Here is a 17,677-nt window from a genome sequence, read left to right on the forward strand (position 1 = left end):
TTGGCAAAGCAAGATACCCGTCCCTCTGGTTCTACTGAGTATACACAGAAACAGATCCACCATTGACATAGAAATTCCCCCAACCATCCTGATTGATTGTAACGATATCTGAACGATTGCCTGTGATGTCCCTCCATTGTTCTCCGGCGTTTTGTTTTCCAACATACATCCACTTACTCCCCCCTGATCCGTCTGTAATCAAGGTTGCAAGTCCTGAATTAGAGTGGTCACTGTTCCCTTCTCGAGTCCAACCGATTATATCCTGGTGGTTAATATAATCATGTTGTGTACCATATGCATATTCTTTCCGCGCTTCAAGAAGTGGATCGATCTCTTTCTTCAGAGAAGGGATTTCATAAGAAGTTGTCCCATTTGTTCCGTAATAGTCTCCATAAAACACTGAAGGATACCCTTGTGATCTAGTAAGAATAAAAGCATAGGCAAGAGGTTTGAACCAAGGTTGTACAACTGATTCTAATGATTGACCAGGCTGAGAGTCGTGGTTTTCTACTAATGTAACAGCTTTTGTTGGATTTGTAGAAACTAAGGTTCCATTTAAAATATTCCTCATATCAAAATATCCTCCACTACTTGAAGCCTCATGAAAGTTGTAGTGAAGAGGTGCATCGAATGCGGAATGAGTGTATTCCGTCTTTGATAAGTAATTTTGAATAGCTGTTAGGTCATTTTGCCAATACTCCGCTACAGTAAACATTTCTTCACCAGTATTCGAACGGACGCTCCTCACCCAATCTCTCAAGAAAGAATGTTTAATATGCTTAACTGCATCTAAACGAAACCCGTCGAGATTTAACTCATTCGCATACCACGTTCCCCAGGACTTCATTTCATTGACAACATCGGGATGGCCGTAATCAATATCAGCAAACATGAGGTAATCGTAATTCCCATTTTCTGAAGACACTTCCCAGTCCCAAGCTTTTCCTGATCCACGAAACTTATAAATTCGACTAAGACTCCTAGACTGATCCCAATCCGTCCCATCAAAATAGTACCATTGCCAATCAAAGCTTGAATATTGATCGTTACGGCCCGGAAAATTAAAACCTGTCCATGCTTCAATTTCATATTCCCCGGAAACCTCATTATTGCGATTACCACCATCTACTTCAACCGCTGTGACCGTTTCCGTATAATCGGCCCCGCCTTTATGATTCATGACTACGTCCCCATACACATCCACTCCATTTTGATGGAGAGAGTTAATGGCAGTTTGCAACTCTTCTTTTGTTCCATACTTAGTACGGACAGTGCCCTTTTGATCAAATTCTCCAAGATCGTATAAATCATACGCTCCGTACCCCACATCTGATTGAGAAGTCCCTTTATACGCTGGAGGAATCCACACAGCCGTAATCCCCATATCACTCAAATGAGTTGCATCGTTCTTTAGATCAGTCCAATGTGTCCCATCGTTAGGCAAGTACCATTCAAAATACTGCATCATCGTTCCATTTGTAGCAGCGCTAATTTCATTCGAACCCATTGGCGTTGCCATCACCATAAATACCAGTATAGAAATAAGTACGTTCTTAAAGACCTTCATATATATCCCCTCCCCATTTAATGCAAACGCTTACACAAAATTTTAGCATAACTATAGAAGAATATGGGGTAAAACCTGTTAATTCGTTCAATTTAACACTAGAAAAGGGACTTCCTTTACATAGTTGGTGTCCAGTAAAATTGAGAGCAGTGACCTTCACTAAAAAATCACGGGTAAAAGGTCACTGTTCACTATTCTCTCTTCCTGTCCTTAACCTTTAAGTAATAAAAAAACCGCTTCCGAATCAACCCTTTCCCTGCTGCTCAAATCCATTAGCGAGGGTACATTATTCTGTTCTTACAATCCTCCATTATACTCCACAATATTTAAGCCCTCGGATGTACTTGGCGCTTCAAAGTATTTAGTAACTTGAATAAACACCTCTTCTGTGTCAAAAGCCGCTCTTTCGGGTTGTTCGTGACGTCTTTGCGCAATTTGGCGTAAGCATTGTTCGTTGGTTAGATTTAAGTAAATGAGTTGATGATTTGCATTAACCCCTGATGCTATATCCAAGAACCACCTTCGCAGTTTTTGAGTGTTAGCTGGGAAATCCATTACTACATCTGTACCGACACTTAATATGTTTTGAACATGCTTTTTTACCAACGGTTTGATCTGCGTAGAGTATTTTAGATAATCTTCAAATGTTGCGATCTGTTCTGGATAAAGAGATGACAGCCACTCATCTTCAGACAACAATACTGCATTGTTATCAATAGCCAGTTGTTTAGATTTAGTAGATTTGCCTGCGCCCATTTTTCCACAGACAAAGAATAGCGTTCCTGATTGCTTCATATTCTCTAACCTCCATTGCTTATTTATCAGTTGAACCAAGGGGACAGGTACCTTGTCCCATCGTTAAGATGAACTCATTCTACATAAGAGATATAAGGAGCGATCGCCAACCTCGGATGTATAAAAGTTATCTTTTCTTCCTCCAAAACTTCTCTTCTAGTTTGTAATTCAATTCTAACCTTTCAAGGGGTAGAAATAAATGTTCTTAGCTACCCTTCATTTATTTTCAGATTTAATTTCTCAGCGTTATGGATGATTTCTTTTCATACATCTTTCTGCACCAATAAAAGCCTGCTTCTGAACAGACGTAATAAGCCTAGGAACGATTCTCGTCCTTCATAGTCCCCCTCCTCCCCCCATTGACCACAATGCTATACTGTAAAGAAAACCCGAGGTGACACCCATGAACCTAACCGAATCCCTAGGACAGGAAATCATTGATCGCTTATCCACCTATATTGATGTCCCTATTAATCTCATGAATCCAAAAGGCATTATTATCGCCAGTACTAATAAAAAACGCGTTCACCACCTCCACGAGGGAGCGAAACAAGTCGTCAGCACCCAGGGGCCGTGCACGATCTATCCAAATGACTTACAACACTACAAGAACACGCAAGCTGGTGTGAATCTCCCTGTCTTCCACCGTGGAAAATTAACTGGCGTTGTTGGACTAACTGGACATCCAGATGATGTGATACAGGCTGCCGGGATGACACAGGGGTCTGTTGAGATTACACTTGATCAAATTTATTTGCAACGGCAAGCGTTTTATGAAGAGCGACAATGGATTCAGTGGTTGAACAAGATCTTAGAGAATTCAGCTGAGCAAGATGAGGCGTTATTACAAGAAGCTGAGAATACGTTTCGTGTTCACTTATCCGAAACGTGGCAAGTGATTGCCTTTCAATCTACTAATCCCTATGACCAACTTGAGCGTATCAAGGAAATTGTAGAACCCTTTAACCCGCTCGTAGTGCTTCCTTATCAGTCCTATATCGTATGTATTGTTCCTTTTTCGTCTGATGGACGATTCTCCCTTGAACCTTCAGGCTATACGATCGGCGTAGGTGAACCCCAGTATAGTGTGAAAGGGATACGAACTTCTTTCCGGCAAGCAAGAGATGCAATCGCACTTGGAGATACGCCGGTATCTTATAGTGCGGATCTATATTTAGAACGACTTATACATACCATTGATAAGGAAATCTATGAACAAACCTTATCTGTGCACGGGAAACGATTAGCGACGTTAGAACCCATCTATGTAGGTACTTTACAGGAACTCTTCCGACATAACTTGCGCATGACAGAAACAGCGAAATCCTTACATATTCACCGAAACACGTTAATCTACCGCTTAGACCAAATACGGCTTAAAGTAGGGCTCGATCCGAGAAACTTTAAAGAAGCCGCACTGCTTACGATTTTGCTAGTACACGAATCATTTGTGCAGATGCACAAGTAAGCGGATTCACTTTTCTGACATTTTTGTGAACGTTGTCAATTGTGCCCTCCCCTCTTTATACGTTCTAATAGAACTAAGGCAAAAAAGAAGACACGATTGGAGGAATAGATATGAAGATTGTCATCGCACCCGATTCATACAAAGGAAGTCTCGAATCAAGCGAAGTGGCCGAGCATATCGCTCGTGCTTTTAAAGACGTGCACCCAGAGCTTACGGTTATTCAAAAGCCTATGGCAGACGGTGGCGAGGGGACGCTTGATGCGCTTCTGGCTGCGACAGATCATAAGCGTCAGTCGATTCGTTTAACTGGACCTCTCGGTGATCAAATCGACTCAAGTTACTTAATTCTTGGAGACGGTACGGTCGTAATCGAGGCAGCTAGCGTTCTTGGTCTTACCTTAGTCCCAACTGACCAACGAAACCCTGAGAGGACAACAAGTTATGGACTAGGCGAAGCGATTCTTGATGCACTAGATCATGGCTATCGCACATTCATGATTGCCCTTGGCGGAAGTTCTACCAATGACGGTGGACTTGGTATCTTGCAAGCATTAGGCCTTCACGTTCACGACAAGCAAGGAAATACGGTTGGGTCAGTTGGTAAAGATCTTTACAACGTCGACTCCGTCAATAAGAGTACGCTAGATTCTCGTCTAAGTGAGTGTACGTTCAAAATTGCATGTGACGTTTCCAACCCTCTTACAGGATCAAATGGAGCAAGTCATGTTTATGGCCCTCAAAAAGGAGCCTCAAAAAGACAAACAAACCTGTTAGATAAGGCCCTCGATAAGTGGGGACGTCTTTTAGATGAAGGCAATATGGACACACCGGGCGCTGGAGCTGCTGGAGGCCTAGGCTTTGCGTTTCTAACATTAGGTGGTGACCTTGAATCAGGAGCTAGTCTTGTGTCAGAAGCGATCGAACTTGAGGAATCCATCAAGGATGCTGACCTTCTCATTACTGGTGAAGGAAAATCTGACGAACAAACGCTCCATGGAAAAGCGCCTGCTTTTGTTGCTGATTTAGGCGCGGAGTACGGGGTACCGACGCTTCTGTTGTCTGGAAGTATTGAAGGAGATCGTGATCAACTGCGGAGCAAGTTTATGAGTAGCTTCTCCATTGTGCCAAGCATCATTAGCTTGGGCGATTGTATGACCTTTGCTTCAGATTATCTCTATAACACGAGCGTCGAAATTGCCCGACTTTGGGGGCACATAGTAGAAAGGAGTGAACGGTAAATGGACGGAATTGGACTTATATTTATTATTTTAGCTGGCGTTCTCTTTGTTATTCTGGCCACGGCCAAATTCAAGATTCACCCATTTCTTTCATTACTGGTAGCAGCCTTTGGAATTGGGCTTGCTTCTGGCATGCCGATGAATGACGTGGTGTCGGCTGTGAATGGTGGTTTTGGCGGATTGATGGGTGGAATTGGACTTGTCATTGTATTTGGAACGATTATTGGCGTTTTTCTTGAGAAGTCAGGTGGGGCTTTAAAAATGGCTGAGGTTGTCCTCAGGCTTGTAGGTGAGAAACGACCTCAACTTGCGATGAGCGCAATCGGAAGCATTGTTAGTATCCCAGTCTTTTGTGACTCAGGATACGTTATTTTATCGTCACTTAAGAAAGCGCTTGCAAATAAAACCAATGTGACCGTTGCCTCAATGGCGATTGCATTATCCACAGGCCTATTCGCCACGCACACCCTTGTTCCCCCTACTCCAGGCCCGATTGCAGCCGCAGGGAATATCGGAGCTGAGGATTATTTAGGAACAGTGATTCTGTTTGGCGTAATTGTAGCGATCCCGACGATTTTAGCTGGATATCTGTGGGCCATGAAAGCCGGTACTAAGATACACATAGAAGAAGATGAAACGGCAGCGACTGTTGAATATGATACGGTTATTGAAAGCTTCGGTAATATGCCTTCAGCAAAGAAAGCATTTGCGCCGATCTTAGTTCCGATCCTTCTTATAGGTTTTAGTTCAGTTATTACCTTCGCAGGCTGGGAAGGCGCTCTATTCTCATTCTTCCTATTCTTAGGCTCACCTATAGTAGCCCTGCTCGTTGGTACAATTCTATCATTTACCCTTGTTGATGAGTTAAGTGAAGAAACGCTTACGAAATGGGTCGGTGAAGGGATTAAAGAAGCCGCACCCATCTTACTAATTACAGGTGCAGGTGGTGCATTCGGCTCTGTCATTAAAGCTACAAGTATTGCCGATCTTATTAAAGGCGTAGCAAACAATGATCTGGCAACTGGTGCCCTATTTATCTTTGTACCGTTCGCTATTGCTGCCGCTCTAAAGAGTGCTCAAGGATCATCAACAGCAGCAATTGTTATTACATCCACGCTAATCGCTCCGCTTTTGACTGAAGTTGGTATTGAAGGCGCGGTGCCATTAGCTCTTATGGTCATGTCCGTTGGCGCTGGTGCAATGGTTGTATCACACGTGAACGACAGCTACTTCTGGGTCGTGAAAGAATTCAGTGGTCTTTCCATTACGCAAGCGTATAAAGCTCAGACAATGGGAACGTTGATTCAAGGACTAACAGCTATTGTTGTGACCTCGGTTTTGTGGTTAATATTTGTATAAAGCTTAAAAAGGAGCACATAGAATTGGAAATAGTTTAGATAAAGGAATATGAAGTAAAAAGGAAGCTTGGGTTATAAAACAACCAAGCTTCCTTTTTTAATTGTGTTATTCAACCAAACTTTAAACACACCGACTATTAAAGGGACTAGGTGAGAACATTCAAAAAAAGACAGCAACCATATAAACCTAAATTTAATACCTTTAATTAACAAACTATATTTCGGAATAAAAAAAGGATTCTCTCATATTTTAGAGTAACTATTACATTGAAGGGAGGGAAAAATTATGGGCTTTTTAGATAAAATCCTTGGTTCTTTCAATCAGAGTAATGGAGGAGATCATGAGCCTCCTGATTATTTCGAACTTAAATATGAATATGAAAATGAGTCGTATGGCGATGAGGGGATGAAAAGCTATAGAATTAATGTTACGGTCGAATTTACCTGGGATGAAACGAAAGGGGAATATGAAATAAACTCATATGCTCGTTCTCCTGATGGATTTACAGATGTGGAAATCCCAAATTATAGTGAATTTGAAAACGACGTTAATGGGGATTTGCACAATAAAGGGATTAATCCTATTTACATTCCCGATATTGATGATTGGAACTTTTACTAATTAAATTGGATGTGAAAACAAGTAATTTAAAATAAATTCCCTTCCACGATTCCATTGGTAGGGAATTTATTCAAGTTGAATTTGCCTTTATTCTTCAGAAAAATACACCCCTTTAACTCCAATAGAAAGAAGCTTCCGGCGCAATAAATTCCCTCATCACTCCTCACCACACAAGTAACAACGTTTATCATCTACAAAAGACGTAATAAACAATCGCACCTATTAGTTTATAGATGCACCTTGTTGAAAAAATGCCCCTTATGACCAAAACCATTTGTGTGGATCCTTATTTTCTTGTCAAAAAAACTAATATCCCCATAACGAGAGAAGTGATTATGGAAGCAATCAAAACTGAAAAACTTATAGCTCCTATCCCTAATCCTCCCCATCTACCCACAAGGAAACTTATCAGCAATAAAAGAAAACTTAACAGCATGAGTAGTGGTGATAGTATATATTGAATTTGTGATTTATTTTTTTTGAATAACAAAGAGGCACAAATTAAAATAACGGTAATAATAGCCGTTATTAACAAATAAGACATTTGACTCCTCCTCTAAATTGTTAAACCAACCTAAATAATAGTGAGTTTTCATAAGTACCCCCGCATAAAATTGTCAAAGCATTTATTCGTTGCGTCACTCATTCTGTTTACTTGTCACGAACAAAAATACTCTCAATATAGCCTCATTGTTTAGTACAAGTTAAACAACGCTCTTCGATTAATTCGCTCCTTTTATTTAACACCAATTATTTCAAAAACACCACAAATCTTACAATAACTTTTTTCATAAGAAAAACGCGATGTCTGATCATCGCGTTCATCAGGAACTTAAATGAAGTTCCTACAGGGCTAATTCATTGTCCCTTTGCATTACTAGTCAAGAAACATATTTGCTAGGACTAACAACTTTAAGCATTAAAAGAGTCAAAAAAACCGTTTAAACAAGCCTGAAAAAGGAAATTCTAAAATTGTTAGCCCAATTATGAACATTTTGTGTCCAAAGTATGAATTTTCTGTTACAATATAGTCAAAGAAAACGTTTACATTAATGAAACATGAATAAGGAGATGATTTTCATGGGTGCGACCGTTATGTTCTTGCTCTTGGCGACAATAGCTCCATTTCTATTCTTACAAACGAAAAAAATGGCATTTGCTGTAGCACAGTCAGTACTACTTATCGGCATGTGGTTGTACTTCTTCCAAGTGACGATGTACACAGATCCTGGATTATTCTCCATCACAGGGGCTATGTTCTACCTCGGTTTAATCGGTGCCCATGTGGCTTGGGTGATGTTCATGGTAGCGACCGTAAAATCAAGCCCTGGATACAAAGAGAGCTTAACGAAAGATCAGCTCAGGTAAATAAAAAGAAACGCGCCTTTCCTGATATCAGGAAAGACGCGTTTTTTTAATCCCGTGGTTGTAGTTTGTACAGTTGAATCATTGCCTGTGCAAAACTTAAGCCGGTCAGAATATATAAGACAAATTTAAGGTCATAGGAGGAATAGAGCGCTCCGCCTAATGAAAAAGCCGTCAACAGTATACAAAGTATAAACCCAATCAAATCTTTCCAGGGCCATCCGGCCTCCATTGGCATGTTTTGCTTTTGTTCCATCCTGATAACCCCCATTTGTTTTAGTGACCGCTATGGTCTTCTGAATGCTGCTCTTCGTGTTGTTCCATATCACCCATGTCGCCCATATCTCCATGGTCACCATGGTCATGCCCAAAGGACATTACGAAAAGGGAGCCCGCTACAAGAATTCCAGCAAGTGCAAAACCGTGGAACATCATGTTCCATGGTACATGCCCATTTCCGCTTGAAGCTTCCGTAACGTGCATGAACATGAATAATTGAACGCCTGCTTGCAACAAGGCAAGAATCATGATACCAATGATTACCCATGTGACAGGCAAGTCAGATTGAATCGCTGCCCATGCGGCAACCAGTGTCATAACAAGTGACAAGATAAAGCCAATGACGTGATTCATTGGTACGCGTTTTTTCGATTCAGCCATATTAAATCACCATCCCTATCAGATAGACACTCGTGAAGATGAAAATCCAAATGACATCAAGGAAGTGCCAGTATAAGCTGATAACAAAGAACTTACGGCTAGTCACGTTCGTTAGGCCGCGCTGCTTGATTTGGATTAAAAGCAAGATCGCCCAGCCAATACCAAGCGTCACGTGCAGTCCGTGCGTTCCGGCAAGAACAAAGAATGCTGACCAGAAAGCACTGGACTGAAGCGTTGCTCCTTCATGAGTGTAGTGAACGAATTCGTAAATCTCAAATCCAAGGAATCCAAGACCAAGTGCTAGCGTAATAGCCATCCAGAACATCAGTCCCTTGACCGATCCTCTTCTCATTTCATGAATCGCAAGTCCACACGTAAAACTACTCGTTAAAAGCAGGAAGGTCATAATAAGAACGATGCCTGGCTCAAACAATTCGCTTGGCAGTGGTGCATCAGCTGTACGACCGAACAATACAGCATACGTCGCGAAAAGGGTTGCGAAGAGGACAACTTCGGCTCCAAGGAAAATCCAGAAGCCCATGATGCCCATTTGACCTTCTTTTGTGCGGTATTCTAAAGGACCTGTTTTCAGTTCTTCCGCAGCCATATTATAACCCCCTCGCTTTTTTCTCTGTCTCTTTAATCTCTTCAACCGATACATAGTAACCATCGTCATAATCGAAGGAACGACGGATCATCATAACTACTCCACCGATTAAACCAAAGACAGCTAGATACATCCACTCAAAGATAAGACCGAAGCTGGCAAGCCCAAGTAAAGCCATAAAGATGAACGGCTGTCCTGTGTAACTAGGCATGTGGATCGGCTTCACTTCGTCTTCTTCAAACGTTGTTTTGCCTTCTTCTTTCATACGGATATATGGATCGATTTCATCAACATATGGAACCGTTGCGAAGTTGTAATAAGGAACTGGTGTCGTCGTCGCCCATTCAAGGGTACGACCGTTCCCGTTCCAAGAGTCACCTGTTGTTTCGCGCTCGCTGTAACGGAAGCTGTAGTAAACGTTGTAAACGAACACTACGAAACCAAGAGCCATCCCAGCTGCACCAACAGTTGAAATAACGTTCAACGGAAGCCACTCGGCAACGTTTGTGATGAATAAACGACGCGGCATTCCGTCAAGGCCTAGGAAATATTGTGGGAAGAAGCACACATGGAAGCCGAAGAAGAACAACCAGAATGCCCATCTACCCAAACGTTCGTTCATCTTGTGACCGAACATTTTCGGATACCAGAATACAAGACCTGCGAAGCAGGCGAATACAGTACCTGCAATCAGCACGTAGTGGAAGTGTGCGATTAGGAAGTACGAGTTATGGAACTGATAGTCCGCCGCTGCCATACCGAGCATAACACCTGTCACACCACCAAGAATGAAACTTGGGATGAAGGCCAGTGACCAAAGCATCGGTACAGTAAACTCGATTTTCGATTTATATAACGTCGCGAGCCAGTTGAATATCTTCACTCCGGTCGGTACGGCGATTAACATCGTCGAAACAGAGAAGACGGAGTTAACAAATGCGCCGGCACCCATCGTGAAGAAGTGGTGAACCCATACTAAGAAACTAAGCAATGCAATGACGATCATGGACCAAACCATTACATTGTAGCCAAACAGACGTTTTTTCGCGAATGTGGCAATAACTTCGGAGAAAATACCGAAGGCTGGAAGAATAACAATGTATACTTCCGGGTGTCCCCACATCCAGAACAGGTTCGCCCACATCATCGGCAGGCCTTCCCCTGTCAACGTAAAGAATTGAGAACCGAAAATACGGTCAATTGTAAGTAGTGCAAGAGCTACTGTTAAAATCGGGAATGCGAACACGATGATGAAACATGTAACCAATGTCGACCATGTGAAGATCGGCATATGGAACAGCTTCATGCCTGGGGCACGCATTTTCAGAATCGTCACCATCAAGTTAATACCTGTAGCAAGGGTACCGATCCCTGATAGTTGCAGTCCCATAAGATAGAAGTTCTGCCCTGGTCCTGGGCTCATCGCCGCACCGGAAAGTGGTGTATAACTTGTCCACCCTGCATCCGGTGATCCTCCGATAACGAAGGAAATGTTGAAGAGCGCCATCCCGAAAAAGAACGACCAGAAACTTAAGGCGTTTAGATATGGGAACGCGAAGTCACGTGCTCCAATTTGTAAAGGAACGATAATGTTCATGAGTCCGATCAAGAACGGCATCGCCATGAAAATAATCATGATCGTTCCGTGCGTTGTGAATATTTCGTTATAGTGCTGGGAATTTAAGAATCCCAAATCAGGAAATGCTAGTTGCACCCTCATCATCATGGCGTCTACCCCACCACGGAATAACATGAGAAGGGCACTTAAAATATACATGACACCGATTTTCTTGTGGTCAACCGATGTTAACCATTCACGCCACAGCCATTTCCATTTCTTGAAATATGTCAGAACGAAAAGGATAGCGAGCCCACCTAATGCCATGGATACCATGGCACCATAGATGATCGGTTCACCGGTGACTAGAATATCTGTTATGTGCATGTCTTCACCTGCTTTCTTTACGTACTATTGGAAGCTTTCTTGTTCTTCAATTTCGTATAAATGAAGCTTCTCTTTGAATTGTTCACGATATTTTTCGACGACATAGCCCATACCATCTCTCGTATGGTGCTTCACGTAATCCAAGTGTGTATTGGAATAGGACTGTACGTCTGTAAGCCCAGGGGCTAGCAGTTCATCATAGCGTTCTGCTGTAAGCTCTGGAGCTTCATTGCTGATTTCATCTGCCCATGCGTTGAATTCTTCTTCGCTCTCGGCATATACCTTGAACGTTTGAGCAGCGAAACCTTCACCATTGAAGTTAGAGTTACGTCCATCGTATACCCCTTCTTCATCAGCTTCTAGATACAATGTAGTCATCATACCCGCCATGTTGTACTTTTGACCGCCAAGTGCTGGAATCCATAATGCTGACATCGAATCTGCCGATGACAAGCGGAATTCAATTGGACGATCAGCCGGGATGTGTAAGTAGTTCACAGTTTCAATATCCTGTTCAGGATAACTGAAGAACCATTTCCAATCCGCTGTTGTTGCATAAACGACTAGTGGTTCCTTCTCTTCTTCACCTGCAGCAGGTTCTGGAGCTTTCTCCAAGTCGAATAATGTTGTAACGGTCGGGATGGATAAAAGAATGACAATGATAACCGGAATAATCGTCCAAATGATCTCGATGGTTGTATTACCATGCAAATTCGGGTCATAGTCACTTTCTTTTCGTCCCGGGCGGTTCTCACGGTACTTGATGATCATGTAAGTAAATAAAGCAAACACGACAACAATGATTCCAAGCATGAACCAAAGGGAGTATACAATCAGGTCATATTGACTTTGAGCGACTGGCCCTTTTGGATTGAGCACAGTCATTTCCAACTGCCCACACCCGCTTAAGAAAAGAATCAAGCTGAGCGGCAGCAAACCTAACCATCTATTACGGAGATGTTTAGCTTTCATGAATCTTAACCCTCCTATCAATCTGTTAAATTATAAGTATAAAACTCTGAAACTAGGAGCTGTTATACGTATCAGGGCTTGACTGATTATATCAGATTTTGACGAAATAGGAATGCATGTTCACAACTTTGTCATATATCGTTCACGAACTTTTAATAAATTCCCAAATGACGCACGCTTTCAAGGAAGTTGCTAACAAATTAACGAAAAATTGGATATAATAGTTCTGGCCCGTATGTCCAAGCTTTTCCCTCTTCTTAAACGGAGCGAAACATCTCCCTACGAACAGCACAATATGGAACGTCTAATTTACAGGTAAAATAATAAAAACCTGTTTCACTATTAAAGTGAAACAGGTTCCTTAAATAAATGAAACAGCTAAATAGATAACAGTTCTCCCCTTTTTCAAGATTTCTTAATTCGGGACAAAGGGACAGGTTCACTGTCCCTTCGAGTCACGAAATAGTAAGTTAGCAACAATCTATTCATCGCCCCGCCACCAAAAGTAACTTGTATACTATTAATGATCCATCATATCGAAATTATGATGACTTATTTTCGACCAAAGCTTCTTTCTCTACTCTATCCATGAAATCAACGACTACTTTTTGGTTGTTTTTTTGCCCACCTAATTTAAGCAGCGTTTTTCCTAAAAAGTTCAACCCTACGTTTTGTCCTTTATAAATAAATCTTGTTTCACTCTCACTTTGCTTTCTTAATGTGAAAGAGGCTTCTATTTCAAATGTTTTCGCTAATGTAAAACCAATTTTATTATGTTTCTTCAAAGGAGTGTTTTCATACTCCAAGTCTTCAACAATATAGGTTTCAACGCGCTTTCCTTCTTTATACTTTTGTTGATACGTCGTACCCACTACCCCTTCTTTTCTTTCTAGCACTTTGTTTTCAATTACATTCGGCATAATACGTTGAAGGTTCTCAATTTCGAACAAGTTCCAAATCACTTCAATGTTTACTGGGATGATTCGTTCTTCATGCCACTTTATCATTTCTCTTCATCTCCCTTTTCCATTTCAAAGAACTCGTCCATCTCCTTAATTGTTTTTTGCAGGCGGTGGACCTCTTGTAATAAGTTTCTTCTTTTTTCTTTAATTAAATCTTCTAAGTGTTCAAAGGATTCGTCATTCACAACGGTTAACATTTCTTGAATAGAGAAATCGAACTTTCTTAAGTAGACTAACAACCTCGCAACCAAGTATGAGCCATTGTCATAATATCTGTAGTTATTTCGCGGATCAATATAGACTGGTTCAAGAAGCTTGATCTGAGCGTAATAACGTAAGGTTTCTTTACTCAAACCAGTCATTCTACAAAACTCACCAACCCTGTACATGTCTCCCACCTCACTAAAATCATAAAGGATGTAGTGCACTACATAGTCAACCTCAACCTTTTGATTATTATAAAAAACATCGAACTGTCTGTTAAACGAACTAAACGATCGTTAGCATACATATATTCTTTCATATAATCGCCAAAAAAGAGGTTTATTTTTAGTCCATTCACCCGCGATATCTGTTAAATAGAAAGAGGAGCACCCTGATTAGGTGCTCCTTTTCATGGGCCATGGGGACAGGTCCCTCGTCCCTTCGATTTCCGAAATACTTATGACTCATTCTTCTGATGAACGCTATTCAATACCTTCATCATTGAGGCTTTAAACTGCTTCAGCTCCTCAGCATCCATATTCAACTGATCAAGCAATTGATACGGAATCGAGTCGGCCGTTTGTTCAGCCTCTTTCCCTTGCTCGGTTAAATATACAACTACACTACGTTCATCGTGCTTTGATCTCTCACGGTATAGAAGCCCTGCTGTTTCCATCCGCTTCAACATTGGCGTAAGCGTGCCAGAATCTAAATATAGACGACGCCCCATTTCCTTCACTGTAATGCAGTCTTCTTCCCACAAGACAAGAAGTGCTAAGTATTGGGGATACGTTACGTTTAGCTCCTCTAATAGGGGTTTATACAATTTCGTTACTTCTCGAGCGGTTGCATAAATCGAGAAACAGATTTGATTTTCTAATTTTAAATGATCTTCAGCCATGCAGATCTCTCCTTCTACCACTTAGTGTAGCGAATCTCCATCTCGCCGACAACAAAACAAAACAAACGCTTTATTTTTGACAACCCATATAAGTTGTTGTAAATTTAATTGTGCGCAATCAAATTATACAAAATATAAATGAAAAGGGAGATGGAATCATGGAAAAAGCTCTATACACAGCACAGGCAACAGCACAAGGTGGACGTAAAGGAACGGTAACCTCTAGTGATGGAACGATTGATTTCGAGCTATCTATGCCTAAATCACTTGGCGGACAAGAAAAAGAAGGAGCAACAAACCCAGAACAACTATTTGCAGCTGGTTATTCCGCTTGCTTCGATAGCGCTCTTCAACTTGTGGCTTCAAAAGCCAAGAAATCGATTGAATCTGCGATAACTGCGAATGTGAGTATCGGCAAAGAAGGAGATGGCTTCGGTTTAGCTGTACAATTAGATGTTAAGATCAAGGGAGTTTCCCAAGAAGAAGCAGAAGAACTAACTCACCAGGCTCATCAAGTGTGCCCCTACTCCCGTGCAACGCGAAACAACATAGAAGTAACACTAAATACGACAGCTAGATAATTTTAAAAAAAGAGCTCAGAATGAATTCTGAGCTCTTTTACTAAACTAGTTTGTATGTCTTCTATTTGGTCATCTGGTATTTGAAAAGCATGATAGAAAGTGTGAGAACCTCATATTCTTCCTATAATTGAATCGTCATTCCTTCCTCCGCAATCTTAAACCCTCTTTGAATAACCGTCTTATAGGCATCCGTATTAGGATCAAGAACAGGATTACTGTGGTTTAAATGTGTAAAATAAACCGTTAGCCCCTTCTTGTCTACTAATGGCTGAAGGCGGTCCATCGTCTCTTCCATGAAAGGATGCGGGATGGATTTCGGTTCACGTCCGAGCCCTTTCACCTCCCCTTCTGAATAAAAAGTGGCGTCAAGCAAGCAATAATCCACCTCTTTTGCCACAGAGAGAAGGTCTTCCTCCCAATCTTCCCACCTGTCAATGTCTGGGATGTATAGAAGAGAGCTCACCCTCCCTTTAATAACAAATCCAAAAGTCTCAGAGTATTCAGTTCGATGAGGGACGAGTAAAGGGATTATTGAGTAATCCCCCTGGTAATAGGTCTTTCCATGCTGTAGTGATTCAATTGAAATGTTCTTGCTCTCTACCAGTGTGCTCCATGGAAGATGATGGTGAAGAAACTCCCCTAATTCAGCACCCACATACACTGGCAATTTGTGCGTGTTCATCGCTTCTTTTCCGAGGAAAATCAGTCCAGGATAATGTCCAATGTGAGCATGTGTAAGCCAAATAGATTGAGGCTTAGGGTGTAATGCGGTTTCCAACTGCTCCATCTGTAATTTAATATCTGGAGTGGCATCCACAAGGGACCACTCCTTTGTTTGCTCGTCCACAATACCGATGCAAGCGGCATTACGACGCAGTCTAGTAGATAATTTTGCTCGTTGGCAGTTGGTACAGAAACACCCAGGCTGGGGCACTCCCCCATCCTGAGCTGTGCCCAGTACTTGTACAATTGTCATGATGAAACGACCTCTCTTATACCGTTTTAGGGTATTCCCAATTTTCTTCCTCTGAAGGTAAAGCAGGTTCTTCTTTTGTAATGGTGAAACCAGTGTATCCATAAATAACATTAATCAGTAGCACAAAGTATGCAAAGAAGATAAATGGAATAAACGAATAAGGGCTTATATCCATTAAACCACTTGCAAAAACAGCCGGTACACCCCACGGAACAAGAGTTACCCCTACTGTCCCAGCAGCTTCTACGTTACGAGATAAATTGGTTTCTGAAATCCCTCTTTCTCGGTACACACTAAGAAATGCTTTCGATGGAAGTATGATCGCTAAATACATGGCTCCACTAACGAAGCTTACAAAGAAAGTGGATAGTAGAGTGGTTGAAATTAAAGAACCTGTACTCTTCACCTTGTCAATTAGCCGATGAATTAACACATCGAACACTTGAATCCCCTCCATTATCCCTCCAAGGGAAGTAGCGAAGGTGACAAGCGCTACAGTAGAGAGCATCGAATCAATTCCTCCCTTAGAAAGAAGGCTATCAAGCGTGTCATTTCCTGTTTCAGACGCGAATCCACTTGTCATGGATTGCATAACCTCTGATACCGTGTTGCCTTGAACCATCATCGCAACAAGTCCCCCAAGTGCACTTACAACTACTAAAGCAGGAATCGCCGGAACACGACGGACCATTAACATAATCGTGACAACCGGTAATAACAAGAGCAATGGATGAATGACAAATACGTTATCCAACCCGTTTAGAATGGTCTCAATTTGATTCTTATTAAACTCACCAGTTGTTGTATTTAACCCAAGGATCCAAAAAGCAATGACAGTCAGTATAAAAGCAGGAATTGTATCCCACATCATGTGTTTCACATGATCAAACAAATTAACCTCAACCATCGCCGGGGCAATGTTCGTAGTGTCAGATAACGGGGAAAGCTTGTCTCCAAAGAAAGCACCTGAAATAATAGCCCCAGCAACATGAGCAGGTGTAAATCCTAAACTTGTCCCGATCGCCATGAAGGCCAAGCCTATTGTAGCAATAGACGTAAAAGAACTTCCTAGTGTAATCGCCACAATTCCTGATGTGATTACAACAGTTGGTAAGAAAAAGTTAGGTTGTATCAGTTCAAGTCCATAGTAAATTAATGTTGGAATGGTTCCGCTAAGGATCCACGTTCCCACAATGGTTCCAATAATAAGTAATATAAAAATAGCGGGTAATGCTTTTGAAACACCGTTTGTTAAGAATTGCTGCAGTTCATTCCAGCTATATCCAAGACGTTTCCCAACAAGGGCTGATGTCACAATTCCGATGATAAAGGGAATGTACATGCCTACCTTCCAGAAGAATATTGAACAAGCGGCTGCTCCGATTAAAGCAATCAACGGAAGCAGTGCTTGCCATATACGGGGTTCTCGTCTCATAATCTATCATCCTTTCAAATC

General features: G+C 41.6%; 19 protein-coding genes. 6 read left to right on the plus strand and 13 right to left on the minus strand.

What is annotated here, in order from left to right; genetic code table 11:
- Window positions 1-31: 31 nt before the first annotated feature.
- Together amyS and ACYX4O_RS12560 are read right to left on the minus strand one after the other, a co-directional pair.
- A complete protein-coding gene (amyS, locus tag ACYX4O_RS12555) occupies window positions 32-1,567 on the minus strand; it encodes an alpha-amylase (RefSeq protein WP_476351380.1) in 1,536 nt (511 codons plus the stop codon).
- 297 nt (window positions 1,568-1,864) lie between these two features.
- A complete protein-coding gene (locus ACYX4O_RS12560) occupies window positions 1,865-2,362 on the minus strand; it encodes a P-loop nucleotide/nucleoside kinase family protein (RefSeq protein ID WP_476351382.1) in 498 nt (165 codons plus the stop codon).
- Window positions 2,363-2,765: 403 nt separating this feature from the next.
- Here ACYX4O_RS12560 and ACYX4O_RS12565 point away from each other — a divergent pair, with 403 nt between their 5' ends.
- From ACYX4O_RS12565 to ACYX4O_RS12580, 4 genes are all read left to right on the plus strand, one after another.
- Window positions 2,766-3,830, plus strand: a complete 1,065-nt coding sequence (locus tag ACYX4O_RS12565) for a CdaR family transcriptional regulator (RefSeq protein WP_476351384.1) — start codon at window positions 2,766-2,768, stop codon at window positions 3,828-3,830.
- Window positions 3,831-3,940: 110 nt separating this feature from the next.
- Window positions 3,941-5,068 carry a glycerate kinase gene (locus tag ACYX4O_RS12570; protein ID WP_476351386.1) on the plus strand — a complete coding sequence of 376 codons (1,128 nt, stop codon included), beginning with the start codon at window positions 3,941-3,943 and terminating at the stop codon, window positions 5,066-5,068.
- Window positions 5,069-6,427 (plus strand): GntP family permease, encoded by a 1,359-nt coding sequence (locus ACYX4O_RS12575; RefSeq protein ID WP_476351388.1) that lies wholly within the window; start codon window positions 5,069-5,071, stop codon window positions 6,425-6,427.
- A gap of 285 nt (window positions 6,428-6,712) precedes the next feature.
- Window positions 6,713-7,048, plus strand: coding sequence for a hypothetical protein (locus ACYX4O_RS12580; RefSeq protein ID WP_476351390.1), 336 nt, complete (start codon window positions 6,713-6,715; stop codon window positions 7,046-7,048).
- A gap of 286 nt (window positions 7,049-7,334) precedes the next feature.
- Here ACYX4O_RS12580 and ACYX4O_RS12585 read toward each other — a convergent pair whose 3' ends face one another.
- Complete coding sequence (locus tag ACYX4O_RS12585; protein ID WP_476351392.1) at window positions 7,335-7,592, minus strand: YesK family protein; 258 nt, start codon at window positions 7,590-7,592, stop codon at window positions 7,335-7,337.
- Between the two features lie 536 nt (window positions 7,593-8,128).
- On the opposite strand from ACYX4O_RS12585, the gene ACYX4O_RS12590 reads away from it, so the two are divergent.
- Window positions 8,129-8,416: a hypothetical protein gene (locus ACYX4O_RS12590; RefSeq protein ID WP_207527542.1), complete on the plus strand. Its 288-nt coding sequence runs from the start codon at window positions 8,129-8,131 to the stop codon at window positions 8,414-8,416.
- Between the two features lie 46 nt (window positions 8,417-8,462).
- On the opposite strand, the gene ACYX4O_RS12595 is transcribed toward ACYX4O_RS12590, so the two are convergent.
- The 8 genes from ACYX4O_RS12595 to ACYX4O_RS12630 all read right to left on the minus strand — a co-directional run bounded on the left by ACYX4O_RS12595 (window position 8,463) and on the right by ACYX4O_RS12630 (window position 14,664).
- Window positions 8,463-8,669 (minus strand): cytochrome C oxidase subunit IV family protein, encoded by a 207-nt coding sequence (locus tag ACYX4O_RS12595; protein ID WP_476351394.1) that lies wholly within the window; start codon window positions 8,667-8,669, stop codon window positions 8,463-8,465.
- A gap of 20 nt (window positions 8,670-8,689) precedes the next feature.
- A complete protein-coding gene (gene qoxD, locus ACYX4O_RS12600; RefSeq protein ID WP_476351395.1) occupies window positions 8,690-9,073 on the minus strand; it encodes a cytochrome aa3 quinol oxidase subunit IV in 384 nt (127 codons plus the stop codon).
- A gap of 1 nt (window position 9,074) precedes the next feature.
- Window positions 9,075-9,680 carry a cytochrome aa3 quinol oxidase subunit III gene (qoxC, locus tag ACYX4O_RS12605; protein ID WP_476351397.1) on the minus strand — a complete coding sequence of 202 codons (606 nt, stop codon included), beginning with the start codon at window positions 9,678-9,680 and terminating at the stop codon, window positions 9,075-9,077.
- 1 nt (window position 9,681) lies between these two features.
- Window positions 9,682-11,625: a cytochrome aa3 quinol oxidase subunit I gene (gene qoxB / locus ACYX4O_RS12610; protein WP_476351398.1), complete on the minus strand. Its 1,944-nt coding sequence runs from the start codon at window positions 11,623-11,625 to the stop codon at window positions 9,682-9,684.
- Between the two features lie 24 nt (window positions 11,626-11,649).
- Window positions 11,650-12,597, minus strand: a complete 948-nt coding sequence (gene qoxA, locus ACYX4O_RS12615) for a cytochrome aa3 quinol oxidase subunit II (protein ID WP_476351400.1) — start codon at window positions 12,595-12,597, stop codon at window positions 11,650-11,652.
- Between the two features lie 542 nt (window positions 12,598-13,139).
- Entirely contained in the window at window positions 13,140-13,604 is a 465-nt protein-coding gene (locus ACYX4O_RS12620; protein WP_476351402.1) for an SRPBCC family protein, read from the minus strand.
- Entirely contained in the window at window positions 13,601-13,948 is a 348-nt protein-coding gene (locus ACYX4O_RS12625; protein ID WP_476351404.1) for a MerR family transcriptional regulator, read from the minus strand. Before ACYX4O_RS12625 ends, ACYX4O_RS12620 begins: the two co-directional genes overlap by 4 nt.
- A gap of 272 nt (window positions 13,949-14,220) precedes the next feature.
- On the minus strand, window positions 14,221-14,664 hold the full coding sequence (locus ACYX4O_RS12630) for a MarR family winged helix-turn-helix transcriptional regulator (RefSeq protein WP_476351406.1): 444 nt from the start codon (window positions 14,662-14,664) through the stop codon (window positions 14,221-14,223).
- Between the two features lie 158 nt (window positions 14,665-14,822).
- Between ACYX4O_RS12630 and ACYX4O_RS12635 the strand changes: the two genes are divergently transcribed.
- Complete coding sequence (locus ACYX4O_RS12635) at window positions 14,823-15,245, plus strand: organic hydroperoxide resistance protein (protein WP_476351408.1); 423 nt, start codon at window positions 14,823-14,825, stop codon at window positions 15,243-15,245.
- A gap of 121 nt (window positions 15,246-15,366) precedes the next feature.
- On the opposite strand, the gene ACYX4O_RS12640 is transcribed toward ACYX4O_RS12635, so the two are convergent.
- Together ACYX4O_RS12640 and nhaC are read right to left on the minus strand one after the other, a co-directional pair.
- A complete protein-coding gene (locus ACYX4O_RS12640; protein WP_476351410.1) occupies window positions 15,367-16,221 on the minus strand; it encodes an MBL fold metallo-hydrolase in 855 nt (284 codons plus the stop codon).
- Window positions 16,222-16,237: 16 nt separating this feature from the next.
- The gene (gene nhaC, locus ACYX4O_RS12645) at window positions 16,238-17,656 is read right to left on the minus strand and encodes a Na+/H+ antiporter NhaC (RefSeq protein ID WP_476351412.1); all 1,419 of its coding nucleotides are present in this window, start codon (window positions 17,654-17,656) and stop codon (window positions 16,238-16,240) included.
- Between the last annotated feature and the right edge of the window lie 21 nt (window positions 17,657-17,677).

The organism is Pontibacillus sp. ABV4_188 (assembly GCF_056311905.1).